Annotated in this window: 16 protein-coding genes; 9 read left to right on the top strand and 7 right to left on the bottom strand. The window is 62.1% G+C overall.

Annotation, left to right across the window (positions count from 1 at the left end; genetic code table 11):
* Nucleotides 1-83 precede the first annotated feature (83 nt).
* The 4 genes from M3B90_RS04770 to M3B90_RS04755 all read right to left on the bottom strand — a co-directional run bounded on the left by M3B90_RS04770 (nt 84) and on the right by M3B90_RS04755 (nt 5,943).
* Complete coding sequence (locus tag M3B90_RS04770; RefSeq protein ID WP_259888880.1) at nt 84-1,817, bottom strand: ABC transporter family substrate-binding protein; 1,734 nt, start codon at nt 1,815-1,817, stop codon at nt 84-86.
* A 74-nt stretch (nt 1,818-1,891) separates the two neighbouring features.
* The gene (locus M3B90_RS04765) at nt 1,892-3,967 is read right to left on the bottom strand and encodes an ABC transporter ATP-binding protein (RefSeq protein WP_259888879.1); all 2,076 of its coding nucleotides are present in this window, start codon (nt 3,965-3,967) and stop codon (nt 1,892-1,894) included.
* Nucleotides 3,960-4,943: an ABC transporter permease gene (locus tag M3B90_RS04760; protein WP_259888878.1), complete on the bottom strand. Its 984-nt coding sequence runs from the start codon at nt 4,941-4,943 to the stop codon at nt 3,960-3,962. The genes M3B90_RS04765 and M3B90_RS04760 overlap by 8 nt, the downstream gene beginning before the upstream one ends.
* Before the next feature lie 4 nt (nt 4,944-4,947).
* The gene (locus tag M3B90_RS04755) at nt 4,948-5,943 is read right to left on the bottom strand and encodes an ABC transporter permease (protein ID WP_259888877.1); all 996 of its coding nucleotides are present in this window, start codon (nt 5,941-5,943) and stop codon (nt 4,948-4,950) included.
* 366 nt (nt 5,944-6,309) lie between these two features.
* Between M3B90_RS04755 and M3B90_RS04750 the strand changes: the two genes are divergently transcribed.
* Together M3B90_RS04750 and M3B90_RS04745 are read left to right on the top strand one after the other, a co-directional pair.
* The gene (locus M3B90_RS04750; RefSeq protein ID WP_259888876.1) at nt 6,310-7,569 is read left to right on the top strand and encodes a HesA/MoeB/ThiF family protein; all 1,260 of its coding nucleotides are present in this window, start codon (nt 6,310-6,312) and stop codon (nt 7,567-7,569) included.
* Between the two features lie 384 nt (nt 7,570-7,953).
* The gene (locus tag M3B90_RS04745; RefSeq protein WP_259888875.1) at nt 7,954-8,967 is read left to right on the top strand and encodes a hypothetical protein; all 1,014 of its coding nucleotides are present in this window, start codon (nt 7,954-7,956) and stop codon (nt 8,965-8,967) included.
* Nucleotides 8,968-9,280: 313 nt separating this feature from the next.
* On the opposite strand, the gene M3B90_RS04740 is transcribed toward M3B90_RS04745, so the two are convergent.
* Both M3B90_RS04740 and M3B90_RS04735 read right to left on the bottom strand, forming a co-directional pair.
* Entirely contained in the window at nt 9,281-9,577 is a 297-nt protein-coding gene (locus M3B90_RS04740) for a MoaD/ThiS family protein (protein ID WP_259888874.1), read from the bottom strand.
* A 4-nt stretch (nt 9,578-9,581) separates the two neighbouring features.
* Entirely contained in the window at nt 9,582-10,811 is a 1,230-nt protein-coding gene (locus tag M3B90_RS04735; RefSeq protein ID WP_259888873.1) for a GTP 3',8-cyclase MoaA, read from the bottom strand.
* Nucleotides 10,812-10,910: 99 nt separating this feature from the next.
* Here M3B90_RS04735 and glp point away from each other — a divergent pair, with 99 nt between their 5' ends.
* From glp to M3B90_RS04715, 4 genes are read left to right on the top strand one after another with little or no spacing between them, the layout of a single operon-like run.
* Nucleotides 10,911-12,233 carry a gephyrin-like molybdotransferase Glp gene (gene glp, locus M3B90_RS04730; RefSeq protein WP_259888872.1) on the top strand — a complete coding sequence of 441 codons (1,323 nt, stop codon included), beginning with the start codon at nt 10,911-10,913 and terminating at the stop codon, nt 12,231-12,233.
* Nucleotides 12,230-12,757: a cyclic pyranopterin monophosphate synthase MoaC gene (moaC, locus tag M3B90_RS04725; RefSeq protein WP_259888871.1), complete on the top strand. Its 528-nt coding sequence runs from the start codon at nt 12,230-12,232 to the stop codon at nt 12,755-12,757. Before glp ends, moaC begins: the two co-directional genes overlap by 4 nt.
* The gene (locus M3B90_RS04720; protein WP_259888870.1) at nt 12,754-13,248 is read left to right on the top strand and encodes a molybdenum cofactor biosynthesis protein B; all 495 of its coding nucleotides are present in this window, start codon (nt 12,754-12,756) and stop codon (nt 13,246-13,248) included. Before moaC ends, M3B90_RS04720 begins: the two co-directional genes overlap by 4 nt.
* Entirely contained in the window at nt 13,245-13,727 is a 483-nt protein-coding gene (locus M3B90_RS04715) for a molybdenum cofactor biosynthesis protein MoaE (RefSeq protein ID WP_311199940.1), read from the top strand. The genes M3B90_RS04720 and M3B90_RS04715 overlap by 4 nt, the downstream gene beginning before the upstream one ends.
* Before the next feature lie 102 nt (nt 13,728-13,829).
* On the opposite strand, the gene M3B90_RS04710 is transcribed toward M3B90_RS04715, so the two are convergent.
* Nucleotides 13,830-14,003: a hypothetical protein gene (locus M3B90_RS04710; RefSeq protein WP_259888869.1), complete on the bottom strand. Its 174-nt coding sequence runs from the start codon at nt 14,001-14,003 to the stop codon at nt 13,830-13,832.
* A gap of 701 nt (nt 14,004-14,704) precedes the next feature.
* Between M3B90_RS04710 and groES the strand changes: the two genes are divergently transcribed.
* From groES to M3B90_RS04695, 3 genes are all read left to right on the top strand, one after another.
* Entirely contained in the window at nt 14,705-15,001 is a 297-nt protein-coding gene (gene groES, locus M3B90_RS04705) for a co-chaperone GroES (protein ID WP_016663894.1), read from the top strand.
* Nucleotides 15,002-15,011: 10 nt separating this feature from the next.
* Complete coding sequence (groL, locus tag M3B90_RS04700; RefSeq protein ID WP_259888868.1) at nt 15,012-16,598, top strand: chaperonin GroEL; 1,587 nt, start codon at nt 15,012-15,014, stop codon at nt 16,596-16,598.
* A 153-nt stretch (nt 16,599-16,751) separates the two neighbouring features.
* Entirely contained in the window at nt 16,752-17,495 is a 744-nt protein-coding gene (locus M3B90_RS04695) for a hypothetical protein (protein ID WP_259888867.1), read from the top strand.

The following is a 17,495-nucleotide window of genomic DNA, read 5'->3' as shown; positions in this document are numbered from 1 at the left end:
CATTGTGAACAAGAATGACCCCGCCCGGTCGCATGCGACCAGACGGGGCCTTCGGTGGTGTGGCGAGTAAGCGCTTAGGCTATTCAGCCTTCCTTGCCCGGCTCGTAACCAACGGCCGTGTAATCGACCGTCTCGAGCTGCGCGGAACCGATATTCACGAGCCCCTCCTTGAGGCCGGTGATGTTGGGCGTCGCGTAGAACGGAAGCACGGTGTAGCTCTCGGCAACCTTCTTTGAGTACTCGTTCGCGATCTCGCGGCGCTTGTCCTTATCGAGCTCAGACTGGAGGCGCGTGTTGATTTCCGTGAGCTTCTCGTCTTTAAAGCCCGTGTAGTTCTGCTGCGAATTCGGCAGGTAGGTGTTCGAACTCGAAAGTTCGGCAAGCAGGGTACCCACCCAGCTAAACGTCACGAAATCGAAGCTCTGCTTGAGGATGTAGTCGGTGAAGTACTTGTCGCTCGGAACCGTCTTCAGATCAATCTCGAAACCGGCCTGGTTGAGGTTCGTCATGATCTGGCGAGCGCGGTCCTCGTTCGACTTCGCCTCCGCCGGGATGATGATCGAGAATTTGAGCTTCTTGCCGTCCTTCTCGTACACCTTGCCGTTGAGCTTGTACCCCGCATCTTCGAGGATTTTCTTCGCGCCCTCTGTGTCGGCGTCAGGCGAAAGGTTGTCGCCGAACGAATCCTCGTAGCCCTCCTGACCAGGCATGTACACGTAGTTGTTCTTCAGAACAATGGGTGCCTCAAGGGGTTCCACGACCGTGCGACCCACGGCGTTTCGGTCCACCGCGGCAAAGATAGCCTTGCGCACCTCGATGTCCTGAAGAACGCCCTCACCAGCGTTCACATTGAGCGTGAGGTGGGTCCACGTGAGACCATTCGAACGCTGAATCTGCGCGCCCTTACGGCCCTTCGCCTGACCGAGAGTATCGCCATCGGCGATGTCGATGACGTCGATTTCGCCGTTGGCAAAGGCCTGCGGCATATTCTGCTGAGTGGTGACCTTGAAAATAACCTTCTCAAGCTTCGGGGCGCGGCCCCACCACTTGTCGTTGCGCTCCATCGTCACAACACCGCCGTTTTGATCGACGCTCGTGATCTTGAACGGACCGCAGCCGGGAACAGGATCATTCACGTACCCCGTGTTGAAGGCTTCGGGGGTCTCGAAGAGCGCCTTCGGGCCACTCGGGTAGGTGAAGCTGAGCCAATCGGGGAACGGGTTCTTGTACTCGATCTCCGCCGTGAAGTCGTCCTTCGCGCGGACCTCCTTGATGGAGTCCCATCCCTGGGTTGTGACGGTCGCAAACTCTTCGTTTTCGCCGTTGCAGGCCTTCCACTCGGCGATGAGATCGTTCACGGTGACGGGCGAGCCGTCGTTATCCCACACGGCCTTTTGGTTGAACTTCACGGTGACGATCTGAGGATCCTCACTCGTGACCTCAGCCGACTCGATGTAATCAGGATTCGGGCTCATTTCGCCCTTCTCGTCCGCCTTGATGTGGGTGCTGTAACCCTTCCAGTACGACACGCTCGAGGTCGAAACTTCGTTGCCGTCGACGTGGCTCGGGTTCCAGTTCGCCGGAATTTGCGTGATCGCAACTGAGAGCGTGCCACCCTCGGCAACCTGATCGTAATCCAAGCGCTTCCATGCGGTCGAAGGGAGCTTCTCTGCTTCCTTCGCAGCGGCATCATTCTTCTTCTTGTTTTCTTCCTTCTGCTCCTCGGCGCTCTTCTGCGAGCAGCCTGCGACGGCGGCGGCAACACCCGTGATAGCCGTGCCCTGGAGGAAAAGTCGGCGAGTACTCGTGATCTTCATGGTTCTCTCACTTCCTGTGTGAAACCGCGGCCCTTTTTAAGAAAAAAGGGGTTCTCAGGCCGCGGAAAAAGTTTTTACTGGTCGTCGTCTAGACGCCAGGTCTCCTCGGCATGATGGCATTCCACCCGGGAGGCTCCGACCTGCGTGCCCTCAGGGTCCGCAGTCCGGCACAGGTTCTGCTGCTCTTCGCTGAGCATCCCGATCAGGGGGCATCGCGAAGCAAAGTTGCAGCCGATGATCTCTTCAGTGGGGCTTGGTTGATCCCCTTCAAGAAGAACTCGCGTACGGGCGCGCTCAAGCTTCGGATCCGGAACCGGAACCGCCGACATGAGAGCACGCGTGTAGGGATGCTTCGGGTTCTCAAAGACATCCTGGACGGGGCCGTATTCAACGATGCGGCCCAGATACATCACCGCAATGTTGTCGGCGATCTCGCGCACAATCGCGAGGTCGTGAGCCACGAAAAGGTAGCTCAATCCGAGTTCATCGCGGAGATCCTCGAGCAGGTTGATCACGCCGGCCTGGACGGAAACGTCCAGCGCCGAGACGGGCTCATCGAGCACGAGAAGTTTAGGTTCGGTGATGAGCGCGCGCGCAATGCCGATGCGCTGGCGCTGACCGCCGGAAAATTCATGGGGATAGCGATCGGCCATCTCCGGGTCGAGGCCCACGCGCTCGAGGAGCTCGTAGACACGCTTGTAGCGCTCATCCTTCGGCACCTTGTGCACGGTGAGGGGCTCGGCGATGATGTCGCTTACGGGCATACGCGGATCAACCGCAGCCATCGGGTCCTGGAACACGATCTGCACGTCCTTGCGTAGGGCAAGACGTTCCTTCTTGTTCTTCAGAGTTGAGACATCGACGCCGCTCACCTCGAGCGTGCCGTGCTGCGGCGCAACGAGTTCGAGGATCTCAAGGCTCGTCGTGGACTTGCCCGAACCTGACTCGCCCACGAGGCCGAGGGTCTGGCCAGGCTTGATCTCGAACGAGACGTTATCTACAGCCTTCACGACGCCCACCTGGCGACGGAACACCGCACCCTTGAAAAGGGGGAAGTGGCGTTGGATCTCGGTCGCTTTGACGATCGGCTGATCCTTATCGTGGTTTTTCACCACGCGCTCCGTGTGCGGGGGGCGGGGGAAAATATCCGACGGTTTCAGGGTGCCTGCTGTGATCTCATCCGCACGGTGGCAGGCCACCTCACGCTTCGTTTCACCCGGCTGCTCAGTGAGCTCGGGCTCCTCGGTGCGGCAAAGATCGATGGCCGCAGGGCAGCGATCTGCGAAGGGGCAGCCCGGCTTGAGTTTCGCGAGGCTAGGCGGACGACCCTCGAGGGGGACGAGCCGGTCTTTCCCAGCCGTAAGCATGTTGGGAACCGAGCGGAGCAGGCCCATCGTGTACGGCATACGAGGCTCGGCGAAGATCTCCTCGACGCCGCCCTTTTCCACGAGCTTTCCGGCGTACATCACGGCGACGCGATCGACGTTGCCGGCGACAACGCCGAGGTCGTGTGTAATAAGCACGACGGCAGCGCCCGTAACTTCCTTTGCCTTCTGGAGAACCTCGAGGATTTGCGCCTGGATCGTCACGTCGAGAGCTGTCGTCGGCTCGTCGGCGATGATGAGCCTCGGGTCATTCGCCATCGCAATCGCGATCATCGCGCGCTGGCGCATACCACCCGAAAACTCGTGGGGGAAAGCCTTCACGCGGCGCTCGGCAGCAGGGATGCCAACGATCTTGAGCAGCTCGATCGAGCGTTCGCGAAGAGCCTTTGCGCTCATGTTCGAGTTGTGAAGCGTGAGAGCTTCCTCGATCTGTTGCCCAATCGTGTACACGGGGGTGAGTGCGCTCAGCGGATCCTGGAAGATCATCGAGATCTCGCGGCCGCGGAGGTCGGAAAGCTGACGGTCACTCTTCTTGAGGAGCGATTCGCCGCGATACGTGATCTCGCCGGTGATCTTCGCAGACGTCGGAAGAAGACCCATAACTGCCATCGAGCTCACGGATTTGCCGGAGCCGGACTCGCCTACGATGCCGAGGAACTCGCCTTCGTGGACGTCATAGTTCACGCCGCGTACGGCGCGCACGTCTCCAGCAGCATTCGGGAAGGTGACCGTGAGGTCTTTGACGGAAAGAAGTGGTTCAGGCACGGTTGACCTCGCTCGTAGGATCGATAGCGTCGCGGAGGGCATCGCCAAGAAGGTTCACCGAGGTGAGCAGGGCGACGAGGAACGAAGCGGGAATCACAAAGAGCCACCAGCGGGTGAGTACCGCGTTCTGACCATTCGCGATGAGCGTTCCTAGAGAGACGTCGGGCGGCTGAATGCCGAGGCCGAAGAAGCTCAGCGACGTTTCGGAAAGGATGGCGCCACTGACGCCGAGGCACGCATCGATGATGAGCAGCGAGGCGACATTCGGGATGATGTGGCGCGCAAGGATCGTGCCGGTGCCCACGCCCATGTAGCGCGCGGCTTTCACGTATTCGCGGTCCTTGAGGGACTTCGTTTGGTTCTTGACGATTTGCGCCATGATCATCCAGCCAAAGCCCGCGATCGCCACGACGATCACGATCCAGCTGACGTTCGACAGGAGCGGAGAGATGATCATGAGCACGTAAAACACGGGCAGCACGAGCAGCAGGTTGATGATCCAGTTCACGAACGTCTCGAACTTGCCGCCGAGGTAGCCCGCGAGCGAGCCGACGAACGCCGCGATCAGCGTCGCTGCCGGTGCCGCGAGAAGGCCAATGAGAAGCGACTTGCGAAGCGCTTCCACCATCGACGCATACAGATCGACACCGATCGAGTCCGTGCCAAACCAGTGCTGAGCGCCTGGAGGCGAGTTGTAGCTATATGAATCTGCTTCGCCGAGCTCATACACGTTAGGGATATTGCCGAACAGGGCAAAGAGCACAATGCCGCCGAGGACGATCGCGCCGATCCAGAAGTTGGGCTTGCGCTTCAAACGGCGCCACACTAGAGCCCAGCGCGAAAGTGGCTTCCGTCGCTTCTGACCGGTCTTATCGCCGCCGGGGTTTGCGCCCTTGCCTTCGGCCTCGTTGACGGGGATGGCTTCCGGGAGCTCGCTCGCGTCGCTGACAGGGGGTACGGGGTTGCTTGTACTCATGGCGTCACACCCTCACTCGCGGATCGAGCGCCGCGTAAAGAACTTCGGAAAGCATCGAAGAGAACAGAATCACAATCGACGTGAAGCACACGTTACCCGCGAGGGCATTCACATCGGATTGCTGCACTGCGTTAATGCCGTACTGACCCATGCCGGCCCACGAGAAAATCATCTCGAGAAACGCTGCGCCTGCGACGAGCGTGCCGAATGAGTAGGCGAAGTAGGTGGACATGGGAATGAGTGCGACGCGCACGCCATGCTTCACGAGAGCGTGATTACGCGTGGCGCCCTTGGCACGTGCGGTACGAATGAAGTCGCTGCCGAGCACGTCGAGCATGATCGAACGTTGGTAGCGCGAATAGCCGGCAGCACCGAAAGCCGCGAGCACGATCGTGGGCAAAATCAGGTGGTTCACGCTATCGAGGAAGGCTGTCATCCCGCCCTGGGCGCGCAGCGTCGGCGTGTACGAGCCGCTGAAACGAATGAGCTGGGTTCCTACCGCCTGATTAAGCTTGGTCGCCACAACCATCATGAGGAGGCCGCCCACGAAGGTCGGAGTCGAGATGAGAATGTAGGAGGCGTAGGAGACGACCTGATCCGAGAGCTTGTACTGGCGAACAGCGCCCCACACGCCGAGGGCCACGCCAATAATTGCACCGAGGAGCGCACCCGCAATGAGAAGACGCAGCGACACGCCCGCGCGCATCGTCATCTGGTCGATGACCCATTGACCCGAAATGTCCTTGCCGAGCTTCTCGCTCCACGGTTTCACGACGATGTTGGACAGCCAGGTCCAGGTGCGCTGAAGGATCGGCACCTTGTCGTTCATGTTGAGCTCGTTGAGAGTCGCGTCGATCGAGGCCTCGGGGATCGGGGGGTTCTGGCCGAGCCAGCGGCGACGAGGATAGAAGAAGCTGCCAGCCGCGATGTAGGCGAACACGGTAGCCACGACGGTGAGGATCGCGTAGTTCGCGAAGCGGCGAAGAAGATACTTTGTCACGAGAGTGCTCCGATCAGAGCGGTCTTACGCTCGTCGACATCCTTAGCTCTCCAAAGGCGGCGCGAGGGGGCTGCGGCGCGAGGATCGCTGAGGTTGGTGGACATAAGGGACACGTGCGTTTTCCTTATTTCGTATCGCCGCCCGGGGGCGACGGACCGGTTGCGCCGGGGCGCAGGGATGCTTCAGAGTAGTTCAATTCGCAAATCGAGGTGTCAATGCTCGTAATGTGAACAGTGGCGTCACGGAAAGGTCATGAACTATTCATGGAACGGTTGAACTGTACCCTATGTGAGGTGGTTCACCACGCCATATTGGTGGATTATCCCCATCCACCTAGGTTGAGGTCAAACTCAGAAACTGGAAGTCATGGTTAATTATGCACTCGGAGAGCCTGACTCTGCGCTAAGCGGTGCGGACTATCGGCGATATTCCCGGCACCTTCTTTTGCCTGGTTTCACGCCTGAGAGTCAACAAAAGCTCAGTTCGGCCAGGGTTGCCGTCGTTGGTGCAGGCGGTCTTGGGGCGCCGATCCTTCAGTATCTGGCCGCCGCAGGAATTGGCTCGTTGACTGTCATTGATGCAGATTTGGTGGATAGTTCCAACTTGCAGCGGCAGGTTATTCATTCCGAAGCTGCCGTCGGAACGCTCAAGGTTTCTTCCGCAGCCAAGGCGGTTCATGCGCTCAACCGTGCTGTTCACGTGCGCGAGATCCCCGAGGTCCTCACCCCTGCGAACGCACTCGACGTTCTCGCGGGGCACGATCTTGTGCTCGACGGCACAGATAATTTCCCCACGCGTTACCTTGTGTCCGATGCATGCGAGATTCTCAACGTGCCGCTGGTCTGGGGATCCATCCTTGCCTTCGATGGGCAGGTTGCCGCGTTCTTCGGTGACAACGGCCGCGGTGTGACTTACCGCGACGTCCATCCGCGCCCGCCGAAGCCCGGGGAGGTTCCGAGCTGCAGCGAGGCTGGGGTTCTTGGTCCGCTCGTTGGCGTTATTGGCTCGACCATGGCAATGGAAGCCCTCAAGATTCTTGCGGGTCTCGGATCGCCGCTTTTCGGTCGCATCCAGCTCTATAGCGCGCTCACTGGCGACTGGACGCGCGTCGATGTCGCTCGCCGCCCCGGTCGAGAACCCGTCACCGAAATCGAGGACCTCGTGGAGACGTGCGGCTTCCCGGCCGTGATCGCGTCACCGATTGCCGCTGCGGCCGGTCCCGGTTTCTCTAGCACTGGTGGCGAAGCTGACGAAGCCGAAGCAAACGATGTCGACGATTCCTCTGCCGCTCCTACGTCGAACCTTGACCCCGAAGTGCTTTCCCCGTCTGAGGCGATCCGGGAGGCGGCCGATGGACGTCTGCTCATCGATATCCGGGAGGAATCCGAAGCTGCGGCGGGCATGCTGCCTCACGCAGTGAACATCCCGAGGGATCGGCTCATGGAGTTTGCGCGAGGGGAGAGGGTGACCGTCGGGCCCCTGAGTGGGGTTGATGACCTGCGCGGCGCGATCCTCCACTGCGAAGGTGGCGCCCGATCGGCGGCGGCCCAAGCCGAGCTCGCTGCCCTTGGGATTGAGGTGGGCGACATGGCGGGAGGGTACATCGCGGCACAACTCGGTGCCTAGTGGGAGGCTGCATCGCCGCGCAACTTGGTGCCTAGGTCGTGGCAGGGACCTCGTAGCCTCTGGTCATTGCACCCGAACTCTTCCCAGCCTAGGTCGTGGCAGGAGGCTCGAAGCCTCCGACCGGGGTAGCCAACCCTTTCCCGGCCTAGGATTCTAACCCCAACGTTTGCGGTGGTATTCGAGGCTATTGCGCCACAAACGTTGGGTGCAGATTCGTCGGCATGTGCTGTAGTCGCCGAATTCCGTCCATGAACGTTGGGCGTAGATTCTGGCGCCCCCAGTCCGGCGTCACTCGACTTCTCCGGGCGCGCCCTACTTTGACGGTTATCCACAATTTGGCCCGCGCTGCTTTCTCGGAGGGCTCGCCAAGGCAAAACTGACTGTATGAGTCGACCCCCTGCGCCACTGCCGAAGAAGCTTCCACCGGTATTCATCGCCGGTGATCTCACCTCGCTCGGCGACACTCGTAATCGGCTGCGCCGCAGCGACATCAGGACCCTTGGCCCTGGCATTTACGCCGACAACAATCGCGATTTCACCGAGCCGGAGCTCGCGAGAGCTCTATGTGCGAAGTATCCGCACCTCGTGCTCTCAGGGGTGAATGCGGCGCGCGTGCACAAGATGCCGCTGCCTCCCCAGCTCTCGACGTGGGAACCTGAGGCGCCGATGAGCTTCGTTACGTCGCTGAAAGCAGCGAGGCCCAATCCGCTCATTGACCTTCACTTTTCTCGGATCGATAAGAATGAGATTCGCACTCTTACAAACGGTGAGCACAGGTTTCGAATCATGTCGCGAGTGCGCACGTGGCTCGATCTCGCGTCGATCGTTCCGCTCGATTACCTGGTGGCTGCGGGCGATGCCCTTGTGCGGATGCCTCGGTCGACGCTCGAATACGGGCGCACCGCTCCGTACGCGACGCTCGCCGAACTGGAGACCGCGGTCGCCACTTATCCAGGCTTGCCCGGTATTTGTCGTGCCCGCCGCGCGCTCGAGCTCATTCGAGTGGGATCTGATTCGGTGCAAGAAACCCGGGCTCGGCTCGCGATGATCTTTGCGGGGCTTAAGGAGCCGAGTCTCAACGTGCCGATACTGGATAATCGCGGCCGCATCGTCTGTGCGCCTGACTTTTGGTGGGAGAGGGAAGGAGTCGTTGGCGAGTACGACGGGGAGTACCACCGAAAAATCGACGCCATCGAGCGAGATCGAGCTAAGGACTTTTTCTATGCCGATCGCGGCCTCGAGGTTTTCCGGCTTCACGTTCGTGACCTACCGGTTTTGCCTGTCAACGCTCCCGACGACGTTGTCACGCGAGCGCTTGCCAATTCGCGAGCGGCATCCATTGCGAAGCGGGCCTTGAGGCGCCGAGTGAAAGTTGTGTGCAGCCCAACGCGGGTGTAACCGGCCCCGTGGGCAGCGCGTATCGAGAATCTGCACCCAACGTTTGTGGCGAAATGATCTCGAATACCGCCACAAATGTTGGGGTTAGTTTCCTAGGCCGGGGGAGGGGGCCCTGGGCGTCGATCGTCAACGGGGGAACCGGGCCTGGGGGAGGGGGCCCTGGGCGTCGAGCGTCAACGGGGGAACCGGGCCTGGGGAGGGAGCCCTGGGAGTCGAGCCTCAACGGGGGAACCGGGCCTGGGGGGGGAAGGGGAGCCGGGGCGTCAAGCCTCAACGGGGCCCGGAGGAAGGAGCCCCCCAGGGGCGTCGAGCCTCAGCCACCCGCGAACGGCGGCAGCACATCGACCCGGATCGAACCATCCTCGGCAGGCACAAGCTTTGCCGAGGGTTCGTTCTCGCTCACCTTGTTCACAAGGAAACTGCAACGCCCGAGCACAACTTCGGCGTCGGCCCCCGCCGATTCAACGGCACCCGACCTGAGAGCGTCGAGCAGGTCCCCGAGGGTGTCGCCCTCGAATTGGACGCAATGGGAGTCGGTGCCAAAAGCGTGCGCAGCGCCGGCAAAGAAGCGGACGTCGGCCGTGGTCTTCATGTGAGTCCTTTCGGTCATGTCTTTAGCCTCCGATCGCGCTCATGGGGCGTTCGGGCTGAACGAAGTCGCTGCGATCCATGCCGTGGCCCGCCTGTTTGCCCCATTGGGCGGCGCGCCACCGCTCGGCGATGTCCTCGTCGCTCGCCCCGGATCGCATGAGACCAAGCAGGTCGGTCTCGCTGTGAGAAAAGAGGCACGTACGCACGCGGCCCTCGGCAGTGAGGCGAGTGCGGGTGCAGGCCGCACAGAAGGGGCGGGTTACGGAAGCAATAATTCCGACGGTTCCCAGCGCCTCCTCACGCGGCCTTTCGCACGTCTCGACGAACGGTTCGCCGGGGGCCGGAGGCAGCACTTGGCGCACAGCTTCCGTATCCGCTGGATCGATTCCGCGCTCCTTCAACACCCCCGCGATCGTGCCCGGCGCCCCCGGCGCCGGAGCGCCTGGCCGCGGCCATACCTCGAATTTCTCGGCGGGGGCGCCGCCGCGAGCCTCGCGCACGGGGTGCATCACGTAATAGGGGCTGAGAAGCTGCCACACATCATTCGCCGTGACCATGCGCTTGCGGTTCCAGCGTCCTGCGCCATCGAGCGGCATGTATTCGATGAAACGAAGCTCCAGCCCCCTCTCGAGGCACCACTCGAGGAGCTCAGCGGCTTCGTGTTCGTTCGCGCCAGGCTGGAGAACGGCGTTGATTTTGATCGGGCTCAGCCCCGCTTCGCGCGCGGCATCGATGCCCTCGAGAACGCGGTGGAGGAATGGCCGCCGGGTGATCGCTTCGAATGTTTCGGAGTGCGCGGAATCAAGCGAGATATTGACCCTGTCGAGACCCGCCTCCACGAGCTTCGCCGCGCGCTTTTCAAGCCCGATCGCGTTGGTCGTGAGCGAGATATCGGGCTTCGGCGAAAGCTTTGCCACGGACTCGATGATCTCGGGAAGATCAGCGCGCGTAAGCGGCTCACCGCCCGTGAAGCGCACCTCGCGGATCCCGAGCTTCTCGACGCCGATGCGCACGAACCGTGCGACCTCGGCGACGCTCATGAGCTGGGGCTTCTTCAGGAACTGTAGGCCGGCTTCCGGCATGCAGTACGTGCAGCGGAGATTGCAAAAATCGGTCAGCGAAATGCGCAGATCGCTCGCCGTGCGCCCGTAGGTATCGATAAGAGCATGCGACACCGGCCGACCCTCGGTCGAGGGGGTTTCCTCAATGGGGTCCATGGCGCGGGGCTTCGGCATCCCGAGGTCGATCGACATGCTCTCCTTTAGATGTTCGCGGAACGAGGGTCACACCAGCTTAGGGGACTTTCGCGCGCTACCCTAGAGGCCCTGGCCACATCTGGAAGGAACACCACCGTGGAGCACGAGTCGCGCCTCGCGCCTGGTCGCATCCCCCTCGCTGAGCATCGGCGGAGCCTTCGCGAGCTCATGAGCGCCGTGCTGGATTCGCCGAACGCCCCGGGCGTTGAAACCGTCGGACTCGAAGGTGCCCGAAACCGCACCCTCGCGCGCAACGTTTCTTCGCCCGTGAACGTGCCGCCCGTAGCGAATTCGCAGATGGACGGCTTTGCGCTCAACGTGGCAAGCCTCGCTTGCACGCCCGATGGCGCCTCGATCACCTTGCCGCTCGGCCACATTATCGCTGCTGGGGAGGAGCCATCGGCGCTCGAACCCGGCACGGCCCGCCCCATCATGACGGGCGCACCCATTCCCGCGGGCGCGAACGCCGTGATCCCGGTCGAGGCCACGGACATCCAGCGGTTTTCGCAACTCACGAATGAGGGGTCCGACGCTACCCGGCAACCGTCGGACCTCACTTTCACGATCGCCCCCGAGCACCGCACCGAGGGGCGTTTCGTGCGCCACGCCGGAAGTGATACCGATCGTGGCGATGTGGTTGCGCGTGCGGGGCAACGGCTCACGCCGCGCCTGATCGGCCATCTTGCGTCGGTGGGCGTTGCGGAGGTCGAGGTGCGCGAGCGCCTTCGCGCCGTCGTCGTCTCAACCGGAAGTGAGTTGCGCGATCCCGGCGAAGCAGCAGTCGAAGAGTGGAAAATCTTCGACGCAAACTCGGTTCTGATGAGTTCGGCCCTCGGGGAAGCGGGAATCGAGCTATGCGCGCGTCTGCGCGTGACTGACGATCCGAAGTCGCTTCTTGCCGAGGTGCTTCGCGCGTGCGAAAACACGCAGGCGCAGATCGTGGTGTCGACCGGCGGTGTGAGTGCAGGTGCCGTCGAGCCGATTAGGCAAGCGGCAGAGATGTCGGGCTCGCCGCTACGCCTGGCCTTTGACAAGGTCGCGATGCAGCCGGGTGGGCCACAGGGCCTCGGGGTGCTCGCAACACCGCACGGGGATGTCGCGTGGATCGCCCTTCCTGGCAATCCGGTTTCGGGGTTCGTGAGCCTTGAACTGTTCGTGCGCGAGGCCCTCGGCGCCCCGCCGCGCCCTCGCATGTCGCTGCCCGTGCGCACGCAAACTGGTGAGCCGGAGCCGTCGCCCGAGGGTCTCGTTCAAGTGCGGCGCGCGCGACTCAACACCGATTCGACCGTCAAGCTCGTAGGTGGCCCAAGCTCGCATCTTCTGGGCGCGCTCGCCTTGAGTGACGCGCTCGTTCTTATTCCACCGGAGGTCACGCGCGTGGCCGATGGCGACATTCACGAGGTGATGATTCTTCGATGACCAGCGATAAAGCACATGAAAGAGCCGATCTCACGCACGTTCGCGCCGATGGCTCGAGCCACATGGTCGACGTTTCCGGCAAGGCTGTGACGACGCGTGAGGCGAGTGCGAGCGCGACACTTACGAGCCGCGCGGACGTGATTGACAGGATCCTCGCGGGCGACCTTCCGAAAGGGGAGGCACTGAGCGTTGCCCGAATCGCGGGGATCATGGCGGCGAAGCGCACGCACGAACTGATTCCGCTGTGTCACCCGCTTCCGATCACCAAGGTCACGGTCGATTTTTCGCGCATCGCGCCCGAGACTCTCGAGGTGAGCGCACGCGTGAAGACCGAAGGCAAAACGGGCGTCGAGATGGAGGCGCTCACCGCCGCGAGCGTCGCCGCGCTTACGGTTTACGACATGATTAAGGCCGTTGATCACCTCGCGGTGATCGGCGATGTTAAGGTCCTCGCGAAGTCGGGCGGTAAGAGCGGCGATTGGGATCGCATGGTTGCGAGCGGCGAGAAGGGTGGCGCGGCGTGAGTCTCGTGGGGGACCGGGGCTGGTCGGCGCGCGTCATCGTGGCGTCCACCCGCGCCGCGCGCGGCGAGTATGACGACCTCACGGGTCCTGAGCTTTCGGCTTGGCTCAAGCGGTGTGGTTTCGCCGGTTGCGGTGTCACCGTGGTCCCGGATGGGTCCGACGTTGGCCGCGCCCTCGGCGGGGCCATCTCTGCCGGGGTGGACCTCGCGATCACGACGGGCGGCACGGGCCTCACACCGAGTGACGTGACTCCCGAAGAGACAAAGCCGCATCTTACGAGGGAGATTCCCGGGATTGCGGAGGCGCTTCGCCTCAAGGGTCGGGAATCCACGCCGTATGCGGTCGTGAGCCGAGGCCTTGCCGGGTTTGCGGGCCGCACTCTCGTTGTGAATCTCCCCGGATCGCGTGGCGGAGTGAAAGATGGCATGGCGGTGCTCGAGCCGATCCTCGAGCACGTCTTACGGCAACGCGATGGAGGTGGGCACGAATGAGTTCGGGGGCGAAAGCCGCGCAGGATGAGCGAGACCCGCAGCTGGGATCGGTTGAGGAGCGCGCCCGTCATGCGAGCGTGAGTGGCGAGCCGATTACGGTGAGCGACATGGTCGCGCATGTGACCGATCGCCGCTGCGGTGCTCTCGTGACGTTCGATGGGCTCGTGCGCGATCACGATGAGGGGCGCGGGGTTGAGCGTCTGAGCTACACGGCGCACCCAAGCGCGGGCGATGTTATGGCCGATGTCGTGCGCACGATCGCGGAGCGCTACCCCGACGTGTTCGTTGCCGCGAGCCACCGCTACGGTGACCTCGCGGTGGGGGATTCTGCGCTCGTCGCGGCAGTTGCGGCCCCGCACCGTAAGCGTGCGTTCGAGGCCTGCGGTGATCTCGTTGATGAGGTTAAGGCCCGTGTGCCGATTTGGAAGGATCAGTATTTTTCCGACGGCTCCCACGAATGGGTCGGCGCGATCGGCTAACCCTTGTGCCCGCACGGGGTATTCGGGCATGGAAAACGCCCCTGCGCTGCTGCGCTCGAGTGAGCGGCGCGCGGGGGCGTGCGGTAAGTGAGGTGGGCGTTCTTAGCGGCCGAGGCCGAGGGTTGTGAGGCCCTGGCTGCTGCGCGCTTGCGCGATGGCTGCGAAGTCGCCGCCGAGGCGGTTCTTGTGAACCGTGTTGTGTCTTTCGACGTCCTGTCCAACCATGCGATCGGAGAGGTTTTCGAAGGTCTTGAAGATCGAGCGGATGATGGTCATTTGTGGTGTGTCCTCACTACCGGTGTTGCCGTGAATTATGCGCGAAAAGTGGCGGTAGAGAGTTCTCCACCGCTGGCATCTCGCGTACCTCAATCTTATTAAATGGACACTCGCTCGCGCTAGAGCGGAAAATGTGATACCGGCCCTAGGATCCGATTCCCCGGACGCGGGGTGTGGAGCGTCGGCGTTTTCGGGACCATCGCCCCGCCCTCTTCTCCTCATCCCCTCCCTCCTCCCTCTTGGATTGACGTAGGTAAACGTACGAAACGTGGGTTGAGTGAACTCCTCTGTCTCCAGTCCACCTTCTCTTTTTAAACGTTGGGGCAGGGGTGGCTAGATGTGGGCGGCAGGTTGAGATTGTGGTGATCGCCGTAGATTGATGTCGTCTGTGAGTGGGGAAATTTTGTCGTTTCGTGGGGGGCGCGGATGTGAGCCTCGTGCGATTTGGTACGTTTTGCTACCTCAATTCGAGAAAGGGTGGGGAGTGAAGGGGAGTGAAGGAGGGATGGGGAAAGGAGGGAGGAGCGTGAAGCTGGCACTCAGCTTTGACGAGTGCTAACCGGCACACTAGTCTTATTCCGTTGGCAGTCTCAGCGTGAGAGTGCCAAATGGTGCACCGGGTTGTTCGGCACCGCGACGACGAACATCCCACCGTGGTACACCCGTCAACTTCACATTGATAAAAGAAGGAGTGAGGTCGCATGTCGGTCTCCATTAAGCCCCTCGAGGACCGTGTCGTCGTCCGCCCGCTCGAAGCTGAGCAGGTGACTGCTTCGGGCCTGATCATCCCCGATACCGCCAAGGAGAAGCCCCAGGAGGGTGAGGTCGTCGCCGTGGGCGAAGGCCGCTTCGACGACAAGGGTGCACGCATCCCCATGGACGTCAAGGTCGGTGACAAGGTCGTCTTCTCGAAGTACGGCGGCACCGAACTCAAGTACGGCTCCGAGGAATACCTCGTTCTGAGCCAGCGCGACGTTCTCGCAATCATCGAAGGCTGAAAGGCTCATCGTGGCTAAAGAAATCATTTACGACGAGGAGGCGCGCCGCGCGCTTGAGCGTGGCGTCGACAAGCTCGCCGACACCGTTAAGGTGACGCTCGGCCCCAAGGGCCGCAACGTCGTCCTCGACAAGAAGTGGGGCGCCCCCACCATTACAAATGACGGCGTGACGATCGCCCGCGAGGTTGAGCTCGAGGATCCGTACGAGGATCTCGGCGCTCAGCTTGCGAAGGAAGTTGCGACCAAGACCAACGACGTTGCCGGCGACGGCACGACCACCGCGACCGTTCTCGCTCAGGCGCTCGTGCACGAAGGCCTGCGCAACGTGGCTTCTGGCGCGGCTCCCGCAGCGCTCAAGCGCGGCATGGAGAAGGCCGTCGAGGCGCTGAGCGACAAGCTCGGCGAGATCGCGATCGACATCGACTCGAAGGAACAGACCGCGTCCGTCGCGACTGTCTCCTCGCAGGATGCCGAGATTGGCGAGCTCCTCGCCGAAGCATTTGACAAGGTTGGCAAGGATGGCGTTATCACGGTCGAAGAGTCCTCGACCACGGCGCTCGAGCTCGACTTCACCGAGGGTATGCAGTTCGATAAGGGCTTCATCTCCCCGCACTTCGTGACCGACGCTGACCGTCAGGAAGTTGTTCTCGAAGACGCCTACGTGCTGATCAACCAGGGCAAGATCTCGAACGTGCAGGAGTTCCTGCCCGTTCTCGAGAAGGTCGTCGAATCGGGCAAGCCCCTCTTCGTGATCGCCGAGGACGTCGAGGGCGAAGCTCTTGCCACCCTCGTGGTCTCGAAGCTGCGCGGCTCCTTCAAGGGTGCCGCCGTCAAGGCTCCCGCGTTCGGTGACCGCCGCAAGGCCATGATGCAGGACATCGCGATCCTCACGGGCGCCGAGGTCATCACGCCCGATCTGGGCCTCGATCTCAAGACGACCGAGCTCAGCCAGCTCGGCACGGCCCAGCGCGTCGTCATCACGAAGGACAATACGACCATCGTGGGCGGCGCAGGCGATGTGGAAGCCGTTTCCGATCGCGTCCAGCAGATTAAGGCCGAGATCGAGAACACCGATTCCGAGTGGGACCGCGAAAAGCTCCAGGAGCGCCTCGCGAAGCTCTCGGGCGGCGTGTCGGTCATCAAGGTCGGCGCTCACACCGAGGTCGAGCTCAAGGAAAAGAAGATGCGCATCGAGGACGCGGTCGCCGCTACGCGCGCCGCGATCGACGAGGGCATCGTCGCCGGTGGTGGCTCAGCCATTGTCCAGGCTGCGACCGTTCTCGCCGATGACCTCGGGCTCGAGGGTGACGAGGCCGTCGGTGTTCGCGCCGTTGCCAAGGCCGTCGCCGAGCCGCTGCGCTGGATCGCCGAGAACGCTGGCGAAGAAGGCTACGTCGTCGTGGAGAAGGTCAAGGAGTCCCCGGTGGGCACCGGCCTCAACGCTGCGACCGGCGAATATGTCGACCTCGTCGAAGCCGGCATCATCGACCCTGTCAAGGTGACGCGTAGCGCCCTGCGCCACGCCGCCTCGATCGCGGGCCTCGTTCTGACCACCGAGACCCTCGTCGTTGACAAGCGCGAGGACGACGAAGAGTAGTCAATCGTCGGCCTCCATCTCATGCGCCCCGCTCCTTGAGCTTTCTCGAGAAGCGGGGCGTATTCTTAGCGGAGTGCACCCAAAACGCGCCACGCGCGTTCTCGCACACCGAATCCCGAATTGCCGAGACTCGCGAGAGTGAGAGGGGATCGCATGAGCGCAGTGTTCCACTCACCATCGCGCAGCACGCCCAGGGGTGAGCGCCCCACGCAGGATGTGACGACGAGGCACAACGGCAAGGCGCACAGGATTGTTATGCGGCCGAGCCCCGCGGCCATGAGCGCGTCGCTCCTCGCGGCGATCGTGTTCACGGTTCTTCTTGAATTTCTCGTGGGCATCAGTTTCATCGGCCAGGGCCTCTGGAGTGATCCGCGATTGTTTCGCGATCACTGGTTCACCCTGCCGCTTTACGTGTGGTTCGGCGTCGTGATTCTTGCGCTCATCGGGGTGCTGCGTATCGTCAGCCAGTGCGTGATCCTTCATGACGATCGGATCAAGGTTCGAGGGCTCTTCCGTATCCCGCGTTCGGCGCGCTGGAGTGCGCTTTCGGGAATCTGGCTTGTGCGCGACATCTACCGCGGTAAAGAACCCCGTGACCCCGTGGAATCCGAGGTCGATGCCTTCGATGCCGCCCTCATCATGCGCTCGAGTACGAGCCGCGTTGCGAACCTCTCGGGCGCGTTTTACGGCACGCGGGCGCAGTCAATTCTTGTGCGCGAAGCCGAGGCTCACGGCGTCAAAATCGACCATATTGATCATGCGCGCCCCGGTGAGCTTGCCCGCATGATGCCCGGCTCACTGACGGTCATCGATCGTCACCCGAACATGTTCGTGCTTGCGATTGTCGCGTTCTACGCCGCGCACAATGTGCTGACCTTCATGATCTGGGGGATCTGA

It is taken from the genome of Dermabacter sp. p3-SID358 (assembly GCF_025147465.1).
Lineage (GTDB): Bacteria > Actinomycetota > Actinomycetes > Actinomycetales > Dermabacteraceae > Dermabacter.
The sequence above is the reverse complement of the archived record's forward strand: the minus strand, read 5'-3'. Positions and strand labels throughout refer to the sequence as shown.

What these genes read in the sequence shown, in the direction of transcription:
- moaC (WP_259888871.1), top strand. Translation starts at nt 12,230, where the DNA reads ATGACCAGCGATAAAGCACATGAAAGAGCCGATCTCACGCACGTTCGC.
- M3B90_RS04695 (WP_259888867.1), top strand. Translation starts at nt 16,752, where the DNA reads ATGAGCGCAGTGTTCCACTCACCATCGCGCAGCACGCCCAGGGGTGAG.
- M3B90_RS04770 (WP_259888880.1), bottom strand. Translation starts at nt 1,817, where the DNA reads ATGAAGATCACGAGTACTCGCCGACTTTTCCTCCAGGGCACGGCTATC.
- M3B90_RS04710 (WP_259888869.1), bottom strand. Translation starts at nt 14,003, where the DNA reads ATGACCATCATCCGCTCGATCTTCAAGACCTTCGAAAACCTCTCCGAT.
- M3B90_RS04735 (WP_259888873.1), bottom strand. Translation starts at nt 10,811, where the DNA reads ATGTCGATCGACCTCGGGATGCCGAAGCCCCGCGCCATGGACCCCATT.
- M3B90_RS04740 (WP_259888874.1), bottom strand. Translation starts at nt 9,577, where the DNA reads ATGACCGAAAGGACTCACATGAAGACCACGGCCGACGTCCGCTTCTTT.
- M3B90_RS04745 (WP_259888875.1), top strand. Translation starts at nt 7,954, where the DNA reads ATGAGTCGACCCCCTGCGCCACTGCCGAAGAAGCTTCCACCGGTATTC.
- M3B90_RS04715 (WP_311199940.1), top strand. Translation starts at nt 13,245, where the DNA reads ATGAGTTCGGGGGCGAAAGCCGCGCAGGATGAGCGAGACCCGCAGCTG.
- M3B90_RS04760 (WP_259888878.1), bottom strand. Translation starts at nt 4,943, where the DNA reads ATGAGTACAAGCAACCCCGTACCCCCTGTCAGCGACGCGAGCGAGCTC.
- M3B90_RS04750 (WP_259888876.1), top strand. Translation starts at nt 6,310, where the DNA reads ATGGTTAATTATGCACTCGGAGAGCCTGACTCTGCGCTAAGCGGTGCG.
- groES (WP_016663894.1), top strand. Translation starts at nt 14,705, where the DNA reads ATGTCGGTCTCCATTAAGCCCCTCGAGGACCGTGTCGTCGTCCGCCCG.